This window comes from Paenibacillus sp. 1SOY10, assembly GCF_056836745.1.
In genome coordinates, this window is record NZ_JBXENK010000001.1 from 712,496 (window position 1) to 736,707 (window position 24,212).

The following is a 24,212-nucleotide window of genomic DNA, read 5'->3' on the forward strand; positions in this document are numbered from 1 at the left end:
TTTCTTTTTACCCTTTAATCGAACCAATCATGACGCCCTTGACAAAGTGCCGCTGCACAAATGGATACATGATCAGGACGGGCAGACTGGATACGATAATCACTGCATATTTGATACTCTCGGACAACAGAATTTTATCCTCAAGTCCTACATTTCCACCTTCTTCTCCAGCCGATTGGCTGATCATCAAGATCTCGCGCAGTACGAGTTGGAGCGGATACAGCTCTTCACTACGGATGTAGATAAGTGCATTAAAGAATGCATTCCAGTGACCCACAGCATAGAACAGAACCATAACTGCCAATATCGGCTTAGACAATGGCAAGATGATGCTAAGGAGTAATCTCCAGTTAGAGCAACCATCCATATGGGCTGCCTCTTGTAGTTCCCAGGGAATGCTGGACTGAAAATAAGTTCTCATCACGATCAGATTATATGTGGAAATAGCTCCTGGAATGATGAGTGCCCACATTGTATCGACCATCCCAAGCCCTTTGACGAGCAGATAACTGGGAATCAAGCCGCCACTGAAGAACATGGTTAACGTAATAATCAGCATCAGCCCTTTACGACCTGGCAGATCCGGTCTTGAGAGGGGATACGCCGCTAACAAAGTCATTACGATATTAATGAGTGTACCTACCACGGTGTATAGAATGGAGTTGCGATACCCAATCCAGATTTTGTCATTATGCAAAATATTAATGTAAGCCTCAAGTGTCACTCCCTTGGGCAGCAGCCATACCTCCCCATTCAGGACCCTCGCAGGATCACTGAACGAAGCCGCAACTACAAATAACAAAGGATAAAGTACGATGATAATAATCACCGCAGCTATCGAATATACAATGACATCGAAACGGAGTTCGTCCGATGGACCTTTCGCAGCTATTTTTTCAGCCATTCTTCTTCTCCTCCCCTACCAAAGGCTCGTCTCCGATGTTTTTCGTGCAAAGCGGTTCACAAGCAGCAAGAGCGTCAGATTAATCAAGGAGTTGAAGAGTCCGATGGCCGCCGTGTAGCTATACTCTCCCTTTAGAATTCCTGTTGTATAGACAAAGGTGGAAATCACGTCACTTGCTTCGAGATTCAAGTTATTTTGCATAAGCAAGATTTTCTCAAACCCGATATTCATAAATTGGCCAATGTCTAGGATCAGCAAGATAACAATGACCGGAACAATTCCTGGTAGAGATACATGCCAGATTCGGCGTAGCCGAGAGGCACCGTCCATTTTGGCTGCTTCATACAATTGCGGATTAATTCCGCTAAGTCCCGCAATATAAATGATCGATTGCCAGCCCATATTCTGCCAGATATTCGAACCAATGAAGATGGTCTTGAACCATCCTGCTGATTCCATAAAGCGAACGGATGATCCACCCAAGCCCTGGATCAGCATGTTAATGGGGCCATTTGTGGAGAGCATCACGTTCAAAATCCCTACGATAACGACAACTGAAATAAAATGCGGGATATAAGTAATATTTTGCAGCAGCTTGCTGTAGCTCTTGCTACGAATTTCGTTAATTAGCAGCGCTAACATAATGGGGATTGGAAAAGCAAGAAGTAGTGAGAGCAGGTTGATCGACAGGGTATTCCAGAGTAGCCTTCCAAAATAATAAGAATCGAAGAAGCGCTGAAAATGCTCAAACCCTACCCAACTGCTGCCGAGAATTCCCTTGCCGGGATTGAAATTTTTAAAAGCAATTTGCAGCCCATAAAGAGGGCCGTAATGGAACAGCAAATACCATACAATCGGCACTAGCAACATGAGATACAAATCATATCTCTTGGCGATTTGTCTGAGCAGGCGGTTGCCCCGTTCCGAACGGAACTGGGGCACCGCGGCAGTCTCATGGATTTTTGCGTTCTTCATGAACATCCACTCCTATCCGCAAGACGATTTACTTTATTTCTCCATTTTGTCATAGGCTTCTTGATAAATTTGCTGTAATTCTTCCAAATTCATTTTCTTCAGGGTGGCCTGGAATTCATCCCATTTATCAAAGCTCAGCGCACCTGCAATAAATTTGGTGCTTTGTTCTTCATAATACTTGTCGATATCATTGCGGAGCATATTCACCTTTTGTGCTGTCTCTTCGTCAAACATAGGAGCGGCATAACGAACTTTCGGCATATACGGGTCCAGTTTTTTCTGTGCTTCCTGTACTTGTGGAGGATTGATATAAGAAGCGACATACTCACTGATGATATGCGGTGCTCCTCCTCCGGCATAAGGCGTCAGCTTCGGTTGTGTCTCAGCCGTCGAGAATTCCGGTTTGTAGTGCGGAATGCCGTCAACGATTTCGTAATGTTCACCTTCCCGGCCGAACCGTAGCAGCGTTGATCCTTCATCGGTATAGAAGTAGTCAATCCAGCGTAAGGATACTTCCGGGTATTTATTAACGGACGTAATGGCAAATGCTCCGGGATCTCTCGGAACCGGTGAGCCCTGGGATTGCAGACGATCACCATAAGGTCCTTCCGGCGGTGCAATGCCTACATATTGGTCAGCAATGGGCAGGAAGTTATTGTTCGTCTGATCGAAGAACATTCCTGTGTTACCAGTCCCTTGCTTGGCCAAGAATTGAGCTTCGGTTTGAGAGAAAATTTCAGGATCAAGCAATTTTTCCTTATACAGCTTGTTTAAATACATCAGCAATTCCTTGTTCCTCTCGTTCCCCATCCAAATCTCAACCTTGTCGTCCACGATATTAACGTTGTAGCCAAACTGTAGATCCAGTCCATAGGATCCGCTCATGGCAACTACAATAGGAAGTCCTGTGCGAGCCGTTAATGGAAGCTCATCCTTCTGTCCGTTCCCGTTCGGATCTCCATCACGGAAGGCAACCAGCACATCATATAGCTCATCCAGCGTTTCCGGTTCCTTCAAGTTCAACTTATCCAGCCAGGCTTTATTGATCCATTTCTTGTCCGTACGCGCGGAACCCAGAGTTACAATACCGGGGAGTGAGTAAATATGCCCTTCAGGAGTCGTAATCGCTGCACGAATCTCCGGATACTCCTCCATCAGCTTATTGAAATTGGGAGCATAATCCTCGATCATATCTTCAAGAGGAATCAGTTGTCCTCCAGACCCGTAACGAACGGCTTCCAGAGGTGTAATGCCTGAACGAAACATCACATCCGGTAATTCGTTAGAAGCGAACAGCAGATTTTTCTTCTCCTGGAACCCGTCTGTAGGTGCTTCTATAAATTCCACCTTCACATTGCTCATCTTCTCGTAATCCTGGAATACAGGCATATCCTTGAATGGCCCATTAACCGGGGCAATCCGGGTGAACATCTTCAGCGTAATCGGCTCCTGAACAATCGGGAAGCCTTCCTTGCTGACTACCACCTCAGAACCTTCCCCGGCGGCGGATTTCTTGTTGTCATCTCCGGCGCCACAGCCTCCCAGCACCAATGCGGCAACCAGCATCGTGCTGACGGCGGCTTTCCCCCAACTTCTGTGTTTGTACATCTTGACATGACCTCCTTTATAAGTACAAAGCCATAACATGTAAGCGTTTACTAAGATGTGAGTTCATTATATTTCGTACGGGTCAGGTCGCAAATTATACAAATATGACTACTTACTCTACTTATTTGTGGAGTTACTTGGCGTGTTCGTCTGACTTGAGCTGCTGCACATAGGCCTGCGGTGTCAGTCCGGTCCATTCCTTGAAGACTTTGAAGAAATAATTATAGGTGCTAAAGCCTACTTGTCCACTAACTTGCTTGACTGAATAACGGCCACTCTCCAGCAGCTTCCGGCTAGCATCAATTCGCACCCGGTTGACGTATTCGGAGAAGGTCATGCCTGCTTCTTCCTTGAAGATGCGACTCAGATAAGACGAGCTCAGACCAATAGCCCCCGCTGCCAATTCCAAGGTAATATAACTTGAATATTTCTCCAGAATCAGCAGAACAGCCTGGGATACATGCCGGGAATAGGGGCCAGAGGCCCGCTCCTCCTTGAGGCGCTGCAACAGTTCCTCATAGTAGGATTGCAGCCACTTCTCTAGCTCCGCTGTCTGGGCGATACGGCCCAACTCTTCGCGCGTCGGCAAGGTTCCCGGCTCTTCCTCACCAGTTAGCGGAATCCACTTTCGCGCGGCCTTTTCTCCGATTGACAGTAGCTCCCGTACAATCATTTGCACCGCGGGAGCATGAATAGGCTGTTCACGTACACCCTCAAATACGGAAGCAATCAAGGTATATACGCCTTGACGATCCAGATTCTCGACCGACAGCAGCAATTGCTTCTGCTCTTCTATGGTCAGAGCGACCCGTTCGGAATGCTTGCCTGGCAATGCCAGGACGGGACAGGCATCCAGCCGCTTCTCCGCGTTACGGTAACTGGCCTCCAGCCCCGACAAGCTACTGCAGACATGACCCACCGCATAGGTGCAGGTCAGATTAAGAAATAGCTCCAGGGAATGGCGCAGGTGGCTCATTAATCGCTCTGCTTCGCTAGCCGCCGCTCGCTCACTACGTTCCTGAAAGGCAAAGATCACGGCAATCCGTCCATTCTCTACGTAAGCAGCCATGCGCTCCGGCAGTTCTCCCAGGCTTTGCTGAATCATATCGAGGGCTTGCCGGACCAGGCGGTTCGTCTGGACATCACTGCGAGCTTCCGTCAGCAACAGGAAGGAAGAGATTTGCATCGCTCCCGCGGTATAACATACGGTCTGCTCGAACATCCCCTTCTCCCGGGCATAGTTCATCAATTCCTTGGTTGCCCCGGCTTCGCCCTGCAACATCTGTGCTACCAGTTCACGTATCTCCCAAATGTCCTCCACCTCAGTCGGCTTGGTATCCCGTTGAACCGCGGACACCCGGACCGCCTTCTGCAATACGTTAATTAGCGTCGAACCATCCAGCCGATGCTTGAGCAAATAATCCACCGCTCCATTTTGCAAGCACTCCCGCACATAATCATAATTATCGTAGCTGCTGAGCATGATGGTTTTAACGAAGGGATACTGCTGTTGAATCTTTCGGTTCAGCTCCACTCCGTTCATCCCCTGCATATCCACATCGAGAATGACGATATCAGGACGAACGCTCGCTATCATCTCCAGCGCCGAAGCTCCATCAAAGGCTTGCCCACACAATTCGAAGTCTGCCTCCTGCCAATTGGATAAGGTTCTGAGATGGTGATACACCAATGGCTCGTCATCTACCAGCAATACTTGATACATGCGCATCCCCTCTTTCTAACGGTGTGTGTCCTTCTTCTCCAACCGGGGGTACCTGATTTCTACCTTTGTATACCATCCTGGCTCACTATACAGCTTGATGCCATATGGCTCGCCAAACCTCCGACGTATCCGCTCATGAGTATTGCGTACTCCCATCCCCATGAAGCGAGAGGCTGTTCCATGGGCTTCTCCCGCCTCCCTCGTCAAGGCATCGATATGTTCCTTATCCATCCCCTTGCCGTTGTCCATGACCTCTATCTTTAAATCCCCATCCTCCTCATACACCCGTACCACCACATAACCTCCGTGGGACGAGGGCTCCAAGCCGTGCACCAAGGCATTCTCAACAATGGGCTGCAAGGATAACTTCACGATTTGGCAATCCAGCAAAGCCTCATCCTCGATCTGAAAATGAACGGGAACCGGCTCCATAAATCTGTATTTGGCAATGGCTACATAGCTGCTTACATAATCCAGTTCCTCCCGTACCGTCAGCAACTCTCGGGAATTCCCCAGCACACCGCGCATTAGCTCAACTAAAGCACCGGACACCTCTTCAATATTAGGCACTCCATTTAGCTTCGCTAAATATTTGATGGTATTCAGCGAGTTATAGAGAAAATGAGGCCGGATTTGCGCCTGCAAAGCCGTCAGCTCTGCTTCCCGCTTATCCTGCTCACTGGTGCGTATGTCTTCCATTAGCCGCTTCAACTCGTCAATCATCGTAATAAATACCCGGTACAGGTCCCCAATCTCATCCCTTGTCTCAATCTCCGTCCTCGGAAAGTCCAGATTCCCATCCTTGACCCGCATCATCATCGTCTTCAAGCGGCGGATATGAAGTGTGGTGCGAAAGGACATCTGCAACGACCCAATCAAGACGATGATAAAGACCACCACCGACACCTCAACCATCAGATTACGAATTCGGATCGAATCGCTGAGCAGCGAGTCAAGAGGAATCAGAGCTCTTGTTATCCAGCCTGTGTACTCCGACTTTCGGCTAATGACGATATACGGTTGCCCGTCAATGATCTGCTCGACGGGCTCCACCGTGTTCGATGCTGCCGACGTATCATAGATGACCTTCGTCATAGCATCTGAGATGGAAGTCGGTGCCGAATCCGACTGGTAGACCAATTCCTTCTGTCCATCCAGGACATACAGAATACTATCATCCGTTGGTTTCACACCATACGTATTGCGAATAAACTCATATTTCAGGTCGACCATGACCACACCAATCGTCTCACGATCATAACGAAGCACCCGACCTACGGAGATCGCCTCGATGCCGCCTTCATACTTGAAGTAGGCATGTCGCTCCCCATGCTGGAGCATGAAGTCCATTGTCTTCGTCTCCAGAAAATTACGGTCAATCCATGGTCCGCCGGAAAAGAACACCTTGCCGTTCAGACCAATCACCGCTATTCGTGTAATGTAAGGCTTATAGTCAATCAGGCCGGACAGGTATTCAGTAATCCGCTTCTGCTCCTGGAACCATTCATAGCTGATTTCCTCGCTTGGACTCAGCACCGTATCAATTACAGTATTTTTGTTCGTGACTACTACCGTGTTTAAACGATCAATTTCAGTCAACATGACGTTGAGGGATTCATCAGCCTGACGGATGCTGTCCGAGACCGAAGTAATCGCGTTGCGCTTGATCGTATCACGCATATTGACATAGATAATGCTAGTGATCGCAACGATTGCCAGCAATGTTAGTAAGCCAAAAGCAATAAATATTTTCCCTTGGATTCCCAGCCTGGGTGAAATCCATTTGCGTAACCTGGCCAGCGTCATAGGCTATGCTCCTTTGTGGCAGAATCAGAGTCAAATAAATAGTAAGCGCTTACTAAATACACTTGAACTAAGCCTAGCCCCCTATAACCGTTTCCCCTCCCTCTCAGGCACTGCCCTCAGCCCGCATGACCAAAGGAGGCACCTTGTAATAAACCTTGAAGGCCCGAGTGAACGTGTATAAGTTCGGATAACCCAGAGACAAGGCAATTTCCGTTACTGAGGCATCCGTCTCCCTTAATAATTGTTTGGCCTTATCCATACGGATTTGCTGTAGATACTTCTGCGGTGAAACTCCCACCTGTTCGGCAAATGTATTGGAGAAGTAAGACCGATGTACCCCGGCAAATGCAGCTACCTGCTGTACAGATATCCCTTCTGTAGCATGGAGGTCCATAAATTCCATACACTCGCGTATCCAGTCTGAAGGTTCGTTTGGCTGGACAGGCACAGGTAGTGTGCCTGGAATAAGCTCCGCCAACAGACCGCAGATAAGCGCCTGCAATCCCAGGGCAATAGCAGGATGCCCCCTCTCTACAACGGCCATCTTGCCAAGCGTCTGCTTCAGCAGTTTTTCAGCCTGGACCGTTATCATCCCTTGACCATAGGGCCGATCCGGTGTAACTCCGGCCAGGCGCAGCAATGACTTCATGCGGTTGCCGTCCATAGCCAGCCAACTCATTTGCAGCGGCTCTTCGGAAGACAAGGCGTAATAATTGTACGTCCTGCCCGGGAACAAGCAGAACAAGTCACCGCTCTCCAGTTCAATAGACTTGTCGGTAAATTCAAGACATAACCTGCCAGCATGTACAACATGCAGACTGTAACATTCGATTCGCTTAGGTCCCACTCGGTAATGAGCTTTCGCTATACTGTGGCCGCCACGAACAGGCCACAGCCGCGCTTCTTTGTCCCACTGGCCGGGCGTATAGTAGATAAACTCGGCAAATTCATGCTCATACTCCCGCATGGTCACCAAACCCACTCCTTTCCTAGAAATTCGTTCTTGCATACAACAAAATGACAATCATTAGATAACAGAAGGACATTTATTAAACATTGATATTACACTATTATCATAATAGGAGGGGATATTTTTTGTCTAGTAAACCTAACATTTTACTAATCACAAGTGACCAACAGCATTGGGATACCATTGGTGCATTTCAATCAGAGATTTCTACGCCTAATCTGGATCGTTTGGCGCAGCAAGGGACAACGTTTGGCCGGGCTTACTGTCCCAACCCGACTTGTACGCCAAGTCGCTCTTCCATGATTACTGGCCTGTATCCCAGCCAACATGGAGCCTGGACCTTGGGCACGAAGCTATCGGAAGACCAACCCACCGTCGGAGAAAATTTCAGTGAAGCGGGTTATCAAACCTCGCTGATCGGTAAGGCACATTTTCAACCCTTGAAATCTACGGAAGCTTATGAATCCAAGGAGGCCTATCCCATTCTTCAGGATCTGGAATACTGGAAGGGCTTCCATGGACCATTCTATGGATTTGATCATGTGGAATTGGCTCGCAATCATACGAATGAAGCCCATGTCGGCCAACACTATGCTCTTTGGCTGGAGGAACAGGGTTGTCACAACTGGCGGGACTACTTCCTGCCACCTACCGGCACGATGGACCCGGAGCAAACCTACAAGTGGCCAATTCCTGAGAAATATCATTACAACACCTGGATTGCCGAGCGGACGAATGCCCGGCTGGAAGAACACCAGAAAGCGGGAGACCCCTTCTTCCTCTGGGCCAGCTTCTTCGATCCGCATCCAGAGTATCTGGCGCCCGAGCCTTGGGATACGATGTATGATCCCGAGAAGCTGACGATTCCGGGCCTTGTGCCGGGAGAGCATGATCGCAATCCACCTCACTTCGGCTTGACCCAGGAGGATGATCCTGATTTCTCCCATCTGATGGAGACCGGCTTTGGCATTCATGGCTACCGATCTCATCACTACTATGAGTATGGGGCCAAGCATCGCTTGACCGAATACGACAAGAAGAAGCTGGTCGCCGTCTACTACGGCATGATCAGCCTCATGGACAAGTATATTGGCCGAATACTCGACAAGTTGGATGAACTGGGTCTGGCCGACAATACACTGGTGGTATTTACGACCGATCACGGTCATTTCTTCGGACAGCACGGTCTGCAAGCCAAGGGCGGCTTCCATTATGAGGACTTGATCAAGCTGCCGTTCATCGTGAGATACCCGGGCCAGGTCCCCGCCGGCCAACGTTCCGATGCGATTCAGTCGCTGGTAGATCTGGTGCCGACCTTCCTGTCCTTCTGCGATTTGCCGATTCCGTCGTCCATCGCCGGGGTAGATCAGAAGAAGGTATGGCTTGGCCAGCAAGATCACGCACGGGATCACGCCATATGTGAGTTCCGACATGAGCCGACCACGATTCACCAGAAGACCTATGTCGATGCCCGCTACAAGATTACGGTGTACTACAACCAAACCTACGGAGAAATCTTCGATTTGCAAGAAGATCCGAAGGAATTGCATAATCTGTGGGATGAGCCCGGCTATGAACAGCTAAAGACAGAGTTACTGCTTAAATATGTATGGGCCGAGCTTGGCAAGGAACCTTTGGCCATGCCAAGAATTCACCACGCTTAAGATTAGGCTAAGCACCGTCTAAAATAAACGACGCCCCTGCCGCAAATCGCAGCCAAGGGCGTCGTTTATTTCAATCAATCTAGTCACGCATAGAAAGGCAGCATAATGAAATCCTGCTTCGGCGATCTGGTCAGTACCCGGCTATGCTCTGCACCAACCAGCACATCGTCCTCAATTCGCACGCCGCCAATCCCCGGCAAATATAAGCCAGGTTCAATCGTCATGACCGCATGTTCCGGGAACTCATGATCGGAGCGGTAGCTGATGTAAGGAGCCTCATGAATATCCAGCCCGATGCTGTGACCTGCCCCATGATTGAAATACTGGTTCACCTGTTCTCTAACCAAGGGACCCCGGATAATGGCATCAAGCTCTTTACTCTTTATCCCGCCATGAATGGCGCTGATCCCGGCCTGACCGGCCTCCAAGACCCAACCATAGATTTCTGCCAGCTTAGGATGAGGTTCTCCTACGGCAATCGTTCTTGTGATGTCAGAGACGTAACCCTGATAAGTTGCCCCAAAGTCAAGAATGACCGTATCTCCCAGTTCGATAATCTTGTCGCTGGCTTCTCCATGGGGGTAGGAAGAGCGAATACCCGAAGCTACAATCGTTTCGAAAGAGGTCTTCTCCGAACCTATCTTCTTCATGAAATATTCCATCTCATTCGCCACGTGCTTCTCTGATATACCGGGACGGATGAAATTCAGGATGTGCATGAAGGTCTGGTCCACGATCTTGACCGCTTCAACAATCCTTCGAAGCTCCGCCTCATCCTTCACGGCCCGGAACTCCTCAATCCAGCCATCCACGACTCGCGTCTTGGCAGGCAGAACCCTTGTCCTGAACGATTCACCGTCACTGTAGCTTAAATGCCCACCCTCAAAGCCAATCTCCTTAATGCTATACTTGCGAACCAGTTCTGCTGCTTCATCCAATAGGGAACGGCTCCAACAAATTACCTGGATTCGGTCATCCAGCTCCTCTCCCGCCTGCTCCACGTACCGGCTATCCGTGATGAAGAATACTGCGTCCTGAGTCAAAAGCAGACAGGAATCCTCTCCTGTAAACCCGGATAAATAACGAACATTCTTCGGGTTGCTGACGTATAGGGCTGTCAGCCCATCCTCTTTCATTTTGCCAAGTAAACGTGTCATTCGTTCCATCTTCTCATCTCCTGCTAGAAATAGAAAGAAGGGGGAAGACTCCCCCCCTTTCTTCGGCTACACCGTCTTTACATACAAATGATAGTGCTCATGATTGAGCTCTGCCAAGGGCGCAAATTCAATATGCCCCGCCTTGTAAATAAACCGATTCGTATTCGTTATTCGTTCAAATTGAGACGACAAGCTCTCCCCGTTCACTGGCAGTTGGAAGAATTCCTTCTGCTCCGAGACCGCTGCCAGAATATAGGGGCCAAAGGCCAACGAGGCCATGTCCCCTTGATCCGGGGTAAATTCAAGACGTAGGTCCGGTGCAAAGGTGATATTTACTTGGTCCCCCTTGTTCCACGGCTGCGAAAGTACGATATAACCATTCTCTTCTATCGCTTCCACTCGGCTCTGATTAACGGTTACCACAGCCTCGCCATGATGCCAATACGGCTTACGTACTTTAAGCTGCGCCCGCTTCAACGACTCGATACGCAGGTCAACTTCTCCGCTAAATATCTCGGGCACGGTTTGCACGACATGCAGCCCCTTATCTTCATCCTTCACCACTGAAGGCACGAACAAGTTAACATACAAGGCATCGTCATCCTCAAAATAGACAGCTTCACCATACTTGAAATGATTCTCCAACCCGGTTCCGTGACAGCAGGAGTTCTCCGCATCATACCCCTTCTGCCCACCAGGACTTGTCGGCATAAAGTAAGTGCTTGCCCCCAGCTCCTCATGATCGGTGGAAGCCAAGATATGGTTCAGAACGGTACGTTCATAGTAATCCATATACTTTACGTCCTTCTCGTACATGTAAAGCTGCTTCGTCAGCTTGAGCATATTGTAAGAGGCACAGGTCTCTGCCGTATGCTCCGTAATATGTGCTCCGATCTTGTATGGTTGCTTGAACATTTCCCCTTCGCCCGTACCGCCGATGGAATAGATATGGGCATCCACCACCGAATTCCAGAAAAATTTAGCGATGTCATAGTATTTCTGATCGCCAGACGCTTCAAATATTTTAAAAGCACCCACGATTTGTGGAATATGCTGGTTGGCATGCATGGCTCCCAAGGCATCTACCTGTTGTTCCATCGGGAAGAACAAACGGTCGTTGTCGAACAATTTGGCGGCCAGAAGATGCTGTTCCTTCTGCGTATACGTGTATAATTCGGCCAGTGACTCGTTAATTCCGCCAAATTCTCCTGCGATATATAGTCCCCACATTTTCTTTAACTGCTCATGAGGAAGTACGCTCAACCGGTTGTAGACCCAGTCCCCTACCTTGTCGGCTACGGTCAACGCCTGCTCAATGCCCGCCTTGTGGTAGCTATCCAGCAAGCCTGCCAGGATCTTATGCAGTGTATAGTAAGGAGCCCAAATCTCCGGGTATCTTGTGTATTTCTCCAGCAAATCGAACTGTTCCTCGGAGTAAGCACTAAGAAATCCGTAGTGATAATGGCTATCGGCTTCAAACGCTGCCTGGACCTTAGCCAGTTCAGCAACCATGTAGCTCAATTTGTGGTGAATTTCCTTGTTTCCGGTGGATGCGTAACCCAAGGCCAAGGCTGAGAGATAATGCCCGGTGGTATGCCCCTTAAGCAAGCTATCGTCCGAATCCCAGCCGATCATCGCAGGCGCTTCAAGCGTATCCAGGCCTGCGGCCTTACGGAAGTTGTAGAGCATCTGATCGTCGTTGACGCCCAGCAGAAATTGTAATCTGCGATCTTGCGATGTTTTCAGCAAGGAGGCGCCTTCAAGCTGCACTTGCTGCGGCGAGATATCAAACAATTGACGGGTGTTCACCTTGGCAACCTTCAATTCGCTTAGGACAACAATTACACCTTCTACTTCATAGGCCGTATCCTTAAGCTGACCGACAGCCTTGTATTCGCCAACACTGGAGAAGCAACGCTCATCGCCCTCTTCCCAGGCCACCGTATGAGCCAGAATATCCCCGCTAACAGTCTGAATGGCAACTGCCGCAGGCAGATGGAACGATTGATTGACCTGTTGATGAAGCTCGATCGGGAAAATTTTCTGGACCTGAATCGTGTTCTTCTCCTCCAGAATCGTAACCTCAAAGACCTTCTGCAATTGGGCTTCCCCATACTGGAAGGTAGCGGTCAAGGGAACCACCCGATCCCCCTTCCCATATTCGGGCTGCTTGACCTTGCCGGTGCCATTAATCCAACGGTCATCCTTGGATTTCCAGGTAATACGGGTGCCGTTCTTCCCGGTTGATGGCAAGTGAATATCGAATTCGACCGTCTTCAAGTTTCCCAGGTGCAGCGTGTCAATATCCCCTTGAACGATCTCCAGATCACTTTTCTTCGTTGACATAAGCTTTCCTCCCCGCCATACTTTAAATCGCTTTCACAACACTTATGTTACAAGAAAAAAAATTCAAAGTAAGTAGTTGAAAAAAAGAATAGGTGGACTATATTTACTTAAGAGGTAGTTCAAAAAGTCGTCTGAATGGCCTATTTGAATTAGAGGAGCTGACATCATGTACTTTGTAGATCAAGAGTATAGCAAGCAGGCCACCTTCCTGTCTGCCGGCACTTTTATTACAAACCAGCCCTGGATTCACAAAGAGCGAATTATCGATAGCTACGAAATTATCAGTCCCGTAGATTCAACGCTATACATCGAGAGCGACCATATTCCGTACGCGATTGAACCCGGGGAAATCCTTCTTCTCCCGCCCCACACCCTGCATCGTGGGCTCAAGCTATGTGAGGGACGAATGAAATTCCACTGGCTTCACTTTTCCCAAACTCAGCTACAGTTGCGTAATGAGGCCGAAGTGCTCCAGGATATTAGTGACAAGAACCCGGAGAAGATGATTATTTTACCCGTGTATACCAACAAAATTGATTCCCGGCGGTTTCACGTCATGTTTAATCAATTGCTGGATTTGTATCAGGAGAAGAAGCCGAAGGACTACCTCAACGCCTATCTGTCCTGTCTGCTGTACGAACTGACCTCGGAAATTACGAATTATCTCATTCACAAGAAATATAGCGGCAACCGTCTGCAACCGATTCAGGACTGGATTCGCATCCATGCCTTTGAGGACATTACGCTGGAACAGATCGCCGAGCACTTTAAATACAACAAAAATTATTTGTCCCGAATCTACAAGGAAAGTGCGGGCATTGGTATTTCAGAGCAGGTTATCAAGTTCAGGCTAAAACATGCCAAGGAGCTGTTGACTGAAACGGATTTGAGCATTATTGAAATTGCTTCGGAGGTGGGCTACGAGGACTCCAAATACTTCATGCGGCTGTTCAAGAAATACGAAAGCGTAACTCCTACCGAATACCGGAAAACGTTCTTCTGCAAGCACTACAACAAGAAATAAACGCCTGCACTATCGTCCACTTAAAGTAAGGTTTACGCTACCGTAATTACCTGGCTTGGATGCTATTATAAAAGGTAAGCGGTTACACAAATTCGATACTTTAAACGGGGGATTGTATAGTGCACAGTGTTGAATGGCCCATAGAGACAGTCCGGTTCATTGATTTTCACCGCCTTGAAATTATGTGGAGACACGATGTTGACGGAGCTGGCGATCCGCGATCCTATCTGGTTGAGCTTGACGGAAGCCCGTTGCCAATCTACCTGAACGAAGATAAAGAAGCCTGGGATGCTTGGTGCGTCTATGAACAGACGAAGCGTAGAACAACGCTGTACCTACAGCAACCTGTGCAGCTTAGTGATCTGGGCAAGGTAACACTATCTGTTGTCGGCCCGATTCAGGACAAGCAACGGAACCAGCCCGTCAAGCTTGAGAATTACCCGGTCAATAGTCTGCAATGCTTCTATACCCGGTTCACCCGCACCTCATCAGGGGTGCTGATTAAATCCTCGGACGGCGTCGATTTCGAGGTCCATCAAAGGGCTTGCACAATGGTTGACCTCATGCTCCTCAAGCGTCCAGAGATCGCCCGTAAATTGATAGATCATGGGGCGGCTCTAGCTATTTATGGTTTACAAGAGAATGCCTACGACATTCCCGAACACCGTGGTGGAGCCGACTTCTTGCACTATGAGGTAGAGGGCTTTGGAGGAACCACGGACATTCCCGTCACCTCTGTATCAGAGAAGAACGTGATGCGCTACATTGAAGGGCCTTATCAGACCAAATACAAGAATGAATCCATACTGGCCCATGAGTTTGGCCATGCCATTCATCTCATCGGAATCAACAATCTGGAGGATCAGACCCTTGCCAGGGAGTTGGTCAGCGCCTATGAACATGCCACCGCTAATCAGTTGTGGCCCACTACCTACGCCATTTCCAACTACGAAGAATATTTTGCTACCCTGACGGCTATCTGGTTCAATGTCATGGCCGAGAGCAAGGATGGCTCCTGGGATGGTGTAAGAGGTCCGGTTAATACGCGTGATGAACTGCAGGAATATGATCCTGTAGGGTATGCCTTCTTCGCCTCCATATATCCGGAATGCTCCTTCCCTGAGCCATGGAGCAATACGCCCAACCGCTATCCAATCTTGCCTGCCTTATAATCAGACAATATCAAGAACACAAAGAGCTGACCACAAGTGGCCGCGGAAATCCCCGCTAATCCAGTTTGTAGTCAGCTTTATATTTTTTAACCTCAGCATGCTTAGACGCGCCCTTGGTTACTCTGCTTTCAAGGTGAATAGTCTTGACAGATAATCACCTCTGCGTACCTTGGAGGTGTAATCTCCGGAAGTGCTGTCATTTAGGAGAATGCCGATATTCATCAGTTCATCTCCGTAATAGTCGCGTTCTCCTGCCTCCTTAATGCGATACTTCTGGTCCGCAGCCAGTCCGGCAAGCTTCAAACGCGGATAACCAACATTAACCGGTGCAAGGATGCGATAATACCCGACGATAGCACGGCGCCGGTCAGGCGATACTACCATCCAGGCGGTGATATTCCCTTCAAATGGACTGGCTAGTCGGTAAAATACCCCGTGCTGAATCAGTTCACGATGCTCCTTCATAAAGGCAATCTGCTCGCGAACCTCCTCCTTCTCCTCTTCCGTTAGCAGGCTTAGATCCAGCTCATATCCAAATGTTCCGAAATAAGCTACATCCCCTCGGGTCGTTAACGGCGTGTGGCGGTGAGTCTGATGATTAGGCACCGCGGACACATGAGACCCCATGCTGCTTAGGGGGTATACCAGGGATGTACCATATTGGATTTTCAAGCGCTCCACGGCATCAGTATCATCGGAGATCCAGCCCTGCGGGCAGTAGTGTAACATCCCGGGATCGAAGCGCCCGCCTCCACTCGCGCAGGATTCGAAGAGCACCTCCGGAAATTTTGAGGTTAACCGATCAAGCAAGTCGTATAATCCCAGTATGTACTGGTGATAGACTCTTCCCTGAAATGCCGAGTCCTGCCCAGCGGAAAACACCTCCGACATCGAGCGGTTCATATCCCATTTCACATAAGAAATCGCCGATTCTGATAGAATACCACTCAGTGTCATATCCAGATAATCAACGACCTCGGCCTTCGTCAAATCCAGCACGTATTGATTGCGGCCAGGGCTAGCTGCGCGGTAAGGAACTGCTAGTAGCCAATCACTATGGATTCGGTAGAGTTCGCTATCTTTGCTGATCATTTCCGGCTCGAACCACAAACCGAATTGCAGGCCGAGTTCAGTAATCCTCTGCGCCAGTCCAGTAATGCCATGAGGCAATTTGTCTGAATTCGGGAACCAATCCCCCAGCGAGGTTGTGTCCGAATTCCGCTTGCCGAACCACCCATCGTCCAGCACGAACAACTCCACGCCCAAGTCGGCCGCCGACCTTGCAATCCCTACGATTTTCTCTTCATCAAAATTCATGTAAGTAGCTTCCCAATTATTAATCAGAATCGGGCGTGCCCTATCACGCCAATGCCCCTTTGCCAGTCTGGTGCGGTATAGCTCATGAAAGACCTGACTCATCTGGTTCAAGCCGTCCCGGGCATAAACCATCACTGCTTCCGGAGTCTGGAAGCTCTCCCCCGGAGCCAGGCTCCACTGGAAATACTGCGGATGAATGCCGATCATTACACGAGCCACGTCATAGGCATCCACTTCTACTTGTCCTAGAAAGTTGCCACTATAGACGAGGCTGATACCAATAACCTCTCCGGCTAACTCCGTCGTCCCCCTGCGCTTCAGGCCCATGAACGGATTATATAAATGGCTGCTATGACCGCGCAAGCTATAGATGCTCTGAATACCACGGTGCAGTTGCTGCGTCTCGATATGGCGCTCCCGCCCCCAGGCACCGGTCAGTTCAATCATCTCATAATCAGCATCGGGTAGATCCAGACTCAAGCTCAGGGCCGAATCCAGTCTTACATGGTGGTGTCCCCGATTGTTAATCTTCATGCTGCGCGTCAGCACAGGCTGATCCCGATAAATCGTATATTGCAGCTCTAGCTCGCATTCTAGTAATACATCTCTTAGATAAACGATTAGCGTGTCAGCCTCTTGCTCCGCATCCACATAGGTAGACGGCAAACCCTCCAGGGAGGGCTTGCCCGGCATCAAGACATGCCGATCATACTCAAATGCTGTCGTATGGCTGCCATCTTCCTGAACGAGATCCAGAGCACAATGTCTCAAATCTCCCGAGCCGTAGACGGATAGCTCCTGCTTTACCTGCTCCAGTGAAAACCGGGGATTGCCCTCGAATACACAAGGGGACATATCCCGAAATCCTACTTCCAGCAGATGTGAATAATCCTCGCGATCCCGAAGCCTGGGACCATAGTATAGATGCCCGGGCTGAAGATTCGGCATCAGACCGAAGATATAACTGATTTGGTCGTTATACAAATGAAATTGCTTGGCTTGCTCATGGTAGACGATAGGCACGTCGGCTCACTCCCCTCAGATTTAGACCATATCCTTCTCAATGTTTTTAGAGAAGACGAAGATCGCTAAGGCTGTCACCAGCAGCAGGCCTGTCATGATTGGGAAAAGGTTCACTTGCTGGTCCGCAGTTTGATAGAAGTTGAACAGAATCAACGCAATCCCGTTCCCGATGGTGCCCGCTTGCCCCCAGGCGGTCTGCATCTGCGTCTCATAGGCATCTGGCGACAGCTTGGCTACGAAGGATGAACCGATCGGCCATACCAGGTTATCGGAAAAAGTAAGGAACAGATAATAAAAGACCATCCAAAGCAGGTTGTACGGTGCCGAATCTTTGAACATAATGATTGGGATCGTGAGTAGTCCATAGCCAAGCGCCGAGAACAAAATGCCCAGACCATATTTATGAGTTGTACGGATTCGGGTAGCGCGTGTCTTTGTCCACATCCAGACGAAGACCGGAGCCAACACCAGCCCGAAGATCGTATAGATTGTCCCTACTGAACCGGGAGCAATCTCAAAGCCAAACAGATTACGATTGATCTTCTGATCGATAAAGATAGCCACCGTGGAGGTCAGCATGACCCCGCATAAAGCCATGACGATTTGCGCGGAGAACAGCTTCAGAAACGGCTTCATCCGTCTTCTGTCCAGATCCGTCAAATCCTTCTTGCTGAGCAAATTGGTCAGGAAAACGATTGGAATAATGAAGGTTGCAGAAGTGATGATGTTCAGTACACCCTGGAACGAAATAACATGCGTGAGAACCAAGGCAATGATGGTCCCCATCACCACGATCAGCACAGCCATAAATTTGGCAAATATGCTCTTGAACTTGCCCTTCTCCAGCGGTTTGACTGGCAAGTCACCCAGCGGACCGAAGAACTTATGCTGAGTGAACCAAATAACCGCACCATAGAGGAAAGCAGCGATGGCCGCGATGAGGAAGCCAACATGGAAGTTCTTCATTCCGATTTGACCAACCAGAACCGGAGCAATCAAGCCCGCAATGTTGTTGGCAATCGTATGGATGGTGAAGGCAGCATCACGCCGGCCATTATCGGTTTTGCGGTACAATTGGCCGGTAAGGGAAGCATTACTCGCTCCCATAATGGGCAACGACATCAGGAACAAGGCGGCAAAGGCGAAGATTCTCCCCTGCGTCAGTGAAAATGCCGGTATAGCCAGGATCGCGAAAGCTGTCCCTTTGACGATGTTCCCGATAATTAACGCCTTGCGCATCCCGAGCACCCGGTCCGCCAGCCAGCTTCCGAAGATGCCGAAGATCGAGTTACAGGCCCCCATTGCTGTAACCATGGAAGCAGCCTGCCCTTGTGTAAATCCCAACCCCTTCATATAAGGGGAATATAAATAGAAAATTAAGATGGCATACAGGGCACCCCAGGCAAAGGAATTAAAGAAATTGCCCGCTGCCAGAGCTCCTACTCCCCTTGGATGTCCGAAGAACTTCTTGTCATCCAGAACTTCTTCCAATCTCGCTTCGTTCGAACTCGACCCGTGCTGCAAATCATCATTCATCGTGCTTCCCTCTTTCTTCCGAGTTTCTTGATAACGCTTTCCTCTAAAATATAGCAGATAAGTTTTTTCAAAACGGTAGCGGATAGTTGGGATAGGTGGACATTTCTTACCTAGATGGAGGAAGAACAAAAAAAAGATGATCCCCCTTATATCGGAGAATCATCCATCAATTTAGAACATTTTAGAACAAGACAATTCCGGCAATAGCCGATAGACCAATGACGGCAAAAGGATGCAGCTTGTATTTGGCCACCAGCAGAAGCGAGCCGCCGCAAATCAACAATGTCCCTGCCATCGTCCAGCTAAAGAAAGATTCTGTTCTTCCGCTGAGCCCGAAGTGTATGGCTGCATATATAATGAGACCCGTCACGATGGGACGTAAGCCATAGAAGGAAGACTTGACCCAGTCGTTGCCTTGGAGACGCATAAAGAAGGCGGTAATCAAAATGACGATAAGAAGTGAAGGTAAAATAATGCCAATCGTCGCCACGATGGCTCCCCCTACTCCTGCTTGAGAGTAACCGATCAGCGTCGCAGCATTTGTGGCGATAGAGCCCGGGGCCATGCCTGCCAAGGCTACGACCTCCTGGAAGTCAGCCGCATTCATCCATTGCTTGTCAGCGACCTCCCGCTGAATCAGCGTCATGACCGCATAGCCACCGCCAAAGGAAATAAGCCCAACCTTGATAAAGACCAATAATAACTCCCATAACATGGGCAAGAAAGCTCCTCTCAAATATAATACTCGGGAAAATGAAGCTCATGCTTCTCCTTCAGAGTTGCCCGTTCAGTTCGCACCGTGAACCCGTATTTGCGCTTGATCATCACGATAAGAACTCCGACAATCGGACCTCCCGCAATCAGATATAGCGAATGGATGCCCGTGAATAACAGGAGCCCGGCTGCGATTGCTGCAATAAGCAGTGTAGTAGCATCAAGTATGGACGTTCTCCACATTTTAGCCGCTGCCAGAATGATAAGAGCAACCACCGCCGCATGGATTCCCTTCAAGGCCGCCTGGACCTTGACATGGTCCTTGAAGAAGGCGCTCAGCAAGCTAAGCAGAAATACAATAATAAAGGTCGGCAGCGTAATCGCGGTCACCGCAGCTACTGCTCCTGCTACACCCGCCAGACGATAACCGATGAAGGCGGCAGAGTTAACCGCCACGCCTCCGGGAGCCGATCCCGCGATGGATACCATGTTGCCCATTTCCTCGCTACCCAGCCAACCCTTTTTGTCGACAATTTCCTTCTCAATGGTTGCAATCATCGCGTAGCCCCCTCCAAAGGTAGAGGGTCCAATCTTCAAGAAAACTGCGAATATTTGCCCGATCAATTGCATTCGCTGGATCAGCGCATGATTCATCTTGTCTCACCCTTTTCTGTTTGTCATGCCTCACCGCGAAGTGGTAGTCTTAGTATAACATAAAATAATTTCATTTTGGATTAAAGTTTTGGTAATATAGGGTCTATAGGTCATTCATCTAGCTAAAATAAGTTAAAAAACCAGATTTTTACGTATTCAAAAAATTCTTTTTGAATTTATCTTGATTATTCAGATGATATTAACTGGAAATTACGTGGTACTCCGGCTATACTAAAAATATATCCCGACTAAATAACTTGGAAATGGAGAAAGGTATTTTATGATGGTTCATCCCAATCCACCGCTCAAAAAACAGGTGTATGCTCATATCTCCTACCTCGGGACTGCCTCCAAGGCCGATTTGCTACAGGATTTTCCTATAACTAGCAGCAGTATGACACGCTTATTGGAAGAAATGACCTCTCAAGGCCTGATTCTTGTCTCAGGCCTCGGTGATTCAACCGGCGGCAGAAAGCCGTTGCTATTTCAAACCAATCCAACCTACCGATACGTATTTGGACTGGAAATATCCCGCATTTATTCTACGCTGGGTTTGTATGATATGCATCTCAATCCCTTGTCCCTCACCCGCTGGAGTATGGATGAGCGGATGACGCCGGAACGGCTGGTCAGCCTGGTTGCTCAAGGGGCTCAGCAGTTCCTGGACCAGCATGGTATCTCTACTGAATCCGTTCTGGGCATTGGCATAGGAGCCGTTGGCCCCTTGAACCAGAAGACGGGTATTATCGTGGAGCCTGAATGGTTCCCGGCCCCATTGTGGAAGAACGTGCCGATATGCCGCATGCTGGAAAGTCTGCTGCATATTCCGGCCAAGCTGGACAACGGGGCCAATACGGCCCTGATTGGCGAGCATTGGGCCTTGCGTGACAATCATATCCAGCATGCACTTTATGTCCATGCCGGGGTCAGCATTCGCTCCGCCGCCATGTCCGGTGGACAAATTCTCCGCGGGGCCGCTGATACGGAAGGAGCCGTCGGTCAGATGATTATCCAAGCCAACGGCCCACGCCTAAGGGAGAGCGGAAATTATGGGGCGCTTGAGGCCTTCGTATCCGTGCCCGCGCTGGAGGACCGGGTTCGTACCCAACTCAAGATCGGTCGGGAAAGTCTGCTGTCCGGTATGCCTCCCGAACAAGTCAACTTCGCTACACTGGTTGATGTACTTAATCAAGGCGATGCGCTGGTGAAGGAACAGTTCACGGAAACCGCCGCTTATCTCGGCATAGGACTCTCCAATCTCATCAATGCACTGCATCCCGAATATGTGATTTTGGGCGGCCCGCTCGTCACTGCGCATCCCGTCGTGTTCGATACCGTACTAGAGATTGCCAAGAAGAATACGTACCATTATCCTGAATACAACCCGGTCTTCACGCAAGGGGCACTCACGGACGAAGCGGTAGCTACCGGGGCCGCAGTAATGGTTATACAGCAATGGACAGGGGAATGATGGGTTTCCAGACAACAAGGAGGGATAAGCCATGTCGATGGGCTGTATGCAAAGTGGACATTCCGCGCTAGGCGTCATGTGGAAGACCGTATCTGAGGATTGCAATTTGGCATGTGATTATTGCTATTACAGCACCTGCGGTGGCAAGACGGGTCCGCGCATCAATCGTATCGATTCCGCCCTTCTCGATAAATTTATTCAGGATTATATGCAGTATAGCCGCGGGGCCGCTACCTTTGCCTGGCAGGGGGGCGAGCCCCTGCTCGCAGGTTATGAATTCTTCGAGGAGGTCGTGGCCCGCCAGGCCATGCATGCTCCGCCGCATACGGTAATCAGTAATTCCTTGCAGACGAATGCGACCCTGATTAACGATCGCTGGGCGGCCTTCTTCAAGACCTACCACTTTCTAGTGGGAGTCAGTATTGACGGCCCGCAAGAGATTCATGATGCCCGCCGGGTCAATGCTGCCGGTAGGGGCAGCTTCAATCGGGTGATGGCTGGCATAGAACATCTGCGGAGGCATGAAGTCGACTTCAACATTTTAACGGTGGTACATAAAGGGAACGTCGGCAAAGCCCGCGAACTGATGGACTTTTACCGTGAGCAGCACTTCCGTTATGTTCAGTTCATCCCCTGCATGGATTTCCGTTCACAACAGGTGGACAAGCCCGGCGTGTACGAGATTACCCCGCAGGAATACGGTCAATTCCTCTGTGAAATATTTGATCTCTGGTATCAGGATGGGCAACCGGACGTCTCGGTGCGTTTCTTCGATAATATGCTTAGCGTTTATGTAAATGGACAGGCCGAGCATTGCATACATCAGGCCTCTTGCCCCACTAGCCTGATACTGGAGCAGAACGGAGATGCCTTTCCTTGCGATTTCTTCATTAACGAGCAGTGGAAGGTGGGTAATGTCGCCGAGAATTCCATCGCTGATATGCTGTCCCACCCTAACTTTGCCCGGTTCCACCAAATGAAGCCCGCACTTCCCGATAAATGTCGTTCTTGCCCATGGCAGCGTCTTTGTTATGGAGGTTGTCCGCGCAATCGACGCTGGAATGCAGAGGAAGGCCAAGCGGGACCAGATTACTTCTGCGAGAGCTATATGCAGATTTATGCCTATGCACATGAGCGAATGCTTAAGCTGGGTGAGAAGCTGCGCAGCGAGCAGTATGCCCGGCACTTACGATAATGACAATGGTATGGAAGAAAGGGGCCTGGCCGCGTGGATGACAAGGACGCCGCCATTTTGCAGTATTTAGGCGAAGAGCAAAGCTTGACCAAAGCATCGGAAAAACTTTATATGACCCAACCGGCTTTAACTTATCGGCTTCAACAGATGGAACGGGAATTTGGCGTACCGCTGATTGTGAAGCATGCCAAGGGAACCTATCTGACCCCCGAAGGAGAAGCATTAGCTGCCTATGCCCGGAAATCCCGGGAGGATTTGATGCAGTTAAAGGATCGGCTGCTTAGCATGGGTGGACAGATGAAGGGAACGCTCCGCTTGGGAGTAGCCAGTTATTATGGCTTGTATAAACTCCCTCCCCTGCTGAAGAAATTTCGCGATGTATACCCCGACGTTCAATTCAATGTGACTTGTGCGCTGAGTCCCGAGGTGCTGAGCATGCTCGATGCTCAGGAGATCCATGTCGGAATCGTGCGCGGGGATTTCGCCTGGAAGGACGCCAGCTATCTGCTTCATGATGAGCCCATCTGTTTGATTGCTGACACGCCGCTCTCTCTGCCAAGCCTGCCTGAGCTGCCGCTGATTCGTTATGCTCAGCCAACAGCCAAAGCCATGAGACAGCCCCCCTCGCGATTTGGGGATACTATTCACGCCTGGTGGCATGAGCACTACGCCGTCCCGCCTTTTGTCGCCATGCAGGTCGACTCCTACGAGACCTGTAAGGAGATGGTCAAGCATGGACTTGGATATTCATTTGTTCCGGGCGTATTTGTTCGTCCCGAGGATGGCCTGTATACGCTTGAGCTGAATCACAAGAATGGGGAGGCCCTGCGCCGTAACACCTGGATGCTGTATGGCACCCCTTCCCTGGAACTAACGATCGTTGCCCGCTTCATTGAATTTATGAAGGCTGAACACCCCTCCAGTTAAGTTAACCTGACTGGCCTCGCCAATAG

18 protein-coding genes are annotated in these 24,212 nt (G+C 49.5%); 6 read left to right on the plus strand and 12 right to left on the minus strand.

The window, feature by feature from the left end; all coding sequences use genetic code 11:
• Positions 1-7: 7 nt before the first annotated feature.
• From AC1VOR_RS03415 to AC1VOR_RS03440, 6 genes are all read right to left on the minus strand, one after another.
• Positions 8-904, minus strand: coding sequence for a carbohydrate ABC transporter permease (locus AC1VOR_RS03415; RefSeq protein ID WP_482615866.1), 897 nt, complete (start codon positions 902-904; stop codon positions 8-10).
• Between the two features lie 15 nt (positions 905-919).
• Entirely contained in the window at positions 920-1,879 is a 960-nt protein-coding gene (locus AC1VOR_RS03420) for an ABC transporter permease (RefSeq protein WP_482615867.1), read from the minus strand.
• A gap of 33 nt (positions 1,880-1,912) precedes the next feature.
• Positions 1,913-3,487 (minus strand): extracellular solute-binding protein, encoded by a 1,575-nt coding sequence (locus tag AC1VOR_RS03425; RefSeq protein WP_482615868.1) that lies wholly within the window; start codon positions 3,485-3,487, stop codon positions 1,913-1,915.
• 133 nt (positions 3,488-3,620) lie between these two features.
• Entirely contained in the window at positions 3,621-5,210 is a 1,590-nt protein-coding gene (locus AC1VOR_RS03430) for a response regulator (protein WP_482615869.1), read from the minus strand.
• A gap of 15 nt (positions 5,211-5,225) precedes the next feature.
• Complete coding sequence (locus AC1VOR_RS03435; RefSeq protein WP_482615870.1) at positions 5,226-7,016, minus strand: sensor histidine kinase; 1,791 nt, start codon at positions 7,014-7,016, stop codon at positions 5,226-5,228.
• Positions 7,017-7,119: 103 nt separating this feature from the next.
• A complete protein-coding gene (locus tag AC1VOR_RS03440; protein WP_482616390.1) occupies positions 7,120-7,983 on the minus strand; it encodes an AraC family transcriptional regulator in 864 nt (287 codons plus the stop codon).
• A 128-nt stretch (positions 7,984-8,111) separates the two neighbouring features.
• Between AC1VOR_RS03440 and AC1VOR_RS03445 the strand changes: the two genes are divergently transcribed.
• Complete coding sequence (locus AC1VOR_RS03445; protein ID WP_482615871.1) at positions 8,112-9,650, plus strand: sulfatase family protein; 1,539 nt, start codon at positions 8,112-8,114, stop codon at positions 9,648-9,650.
• An 83-nt stretch (positions 9,651-9,733) separates the two neighbouring features.
• Here the strand turns inward: AC1VOR_RS03445 and AC1VOR_RS03450 are convergent, their stop codons facing one another.
• Positions 9,734-10,816 carry a M24 family metallopeptidase gene (locus AC1VOR_RS03450; RefSeq protein ID WP_482615872.1) on the minus strand — a complete coding sequence of 361 codons (1,083 nt, stop codon included), beginning with the start codon at positions 10,814-10,816 and terminating at the stop codon, positions 9,734-9,736.
• 57 nt (positions 10,817-10,873) lie between these two features.
• Positions 10,874-13,153: a beta-L-arabinofuranosidase domain-containing protein gene (locus AC1VOR_RS03455; RefSeq protein WP_482615873.1), complete on the minus strand. Its 2,280-nt coding sequence runs from the start codon at positions 13,151-13,153 to the stop codon at positions 10,874-10,876.
• Between the two features lie 166 nt (positions 13,154-13,319).
• Here AC1VOR_RS03455 and AC1VOR_RS03460 point away from each other — a divergent pair, with 166 nt between their 5' ends.
• Both AC1VOR_RS03460 and AC1VOR_RS03465 read left to right on the plus strand, forming a co-directional pair.
• Positions 13,320-14,177: a helix-turn-helix transcriptional regulator gene (locus AC1VOR_RS03460; protein ID WP_482615874.1), complete on the plus strand. Its 858-nt coding sequence runs from the start codon at positions 13,320-13,322 to the stop codon at positions 14,175-14,177.
• A gap of 119 nt (positions 14,178-14,296) precedes the next feature.
• Positions 14,297-15,349, plus strand: coding sequence for a hypothetical protein (locus AC1VOR_RS03465; protein WP_482615875.1), 1,053 nt, complete (start codon positions 14,297-14,299; stop codon positions 15,347-15,349).
• 117 nt (positions 15,350-15,466) lie between these two features.
• On the opposite strand, the gene AC1VOR_RS03470 is transcribed toward AC1VOR_RS03465, so the two are convergent.
• From AC1VOR_RS03470 to AC1VOR_RS03485, 4 genes are all read right to left on the minus strand, one after another.
• Positions 15,467-17,689, minus strand: a complete 2,223-nt coding sequence (locus AC1VOR_RS03470; RefSeq protein ID WP_482615876.1) for an alpha-galactosidase — start codon at positions 17,687-17,689, stop codon at positions 15,467-15,469.
• A 21-nt stretch (positions 17,690-17,710) separates the two neighbouring features.
• Complete coding sequence (locus tag AC1VOR_RS03475) at positions 17,711-19,225, minus strand: peptide MFS transporter (RefSeq protein WP_482615877.1); 1,515 nt, start codon at positions 19,223-19,225, stop codon at positions 17,711-17,713.
• A gap of 181 nt (positions 19,226-19,406) precedes the next feature.
• Positions 19,407-19,940 carry a chromate transporter gene (locus AC1VOR_RS03480; RefSeq protein ID WP_482615878.1) on the minus strand — a complete coding sequence of 178 codons (534 nt, stop codon included), beginning with the start codon at positions 19,938-19,940 and terminating at the stop codon, positions 19,407-19,409.
• Positions 19,941-19,957: 17 nt separating this feature from the next.
• Positions 19,958-20,593, minus strand: coding sequence for a chromate transporter (locus tag AC1VOR_RS03485; protein WP_482615879.1), 636 nt, complete (start codon positions 20,591-20,593; stop codon positions 19,958-19,960).
• Positions 20,594-20,873: 280 nt separating this feature from the next.
• Here AC1VOR_RS03485 and AC1VOR_RS03490 point away from each other — a divergent pair, with 280 nt between their 5' ends.
• The 3 genes from AC1VOR_RS03490 to AC1VOR_RS03500 are packed head-to-tail and all read left to right on the plus strand — an operon-like array spanning position 20,874 to position 24,186.
• The gene (locus AC1VOR_RS03490; protein ID WP_482615880.1) at positions 20,874-22,064 is read left to right on the plus strand and encodes an ROK family protein; all 1,191 of its coding nucleotides are present in this window, start codon (positions 20,874-20,876) and stop codon (positions 22,062-22,064) included.
• Between the two features lie 31 nt (positions 22,065-22,095).
• Positions 22,096-23,259: an anaerobic sulfatase maturase gene (locus AC1VOR_RS03495; RefSeq protein ID WP_482615881.1), complete on the plus strand. Its 1,164-nt coding sequence runs from the start codon at positions 22,096-22,098 to the stop codon at positions 23,257-23,259.
• A gap of 33 nt (positions 23,260-23,292) precedes the next feature.
• Positions 23,293-24,186, plus strand: a complete 894-nt coding sequence (locus AC1VOR_RS03500; protein ID WP_482615882.1) for a LysR family transcriptional regulator — start codon at positions 23,293-23,295, stop codon at positions 24,184-24,186.
• Positions 24,187-24,212 lie beyond the last annotated feature (26 nt).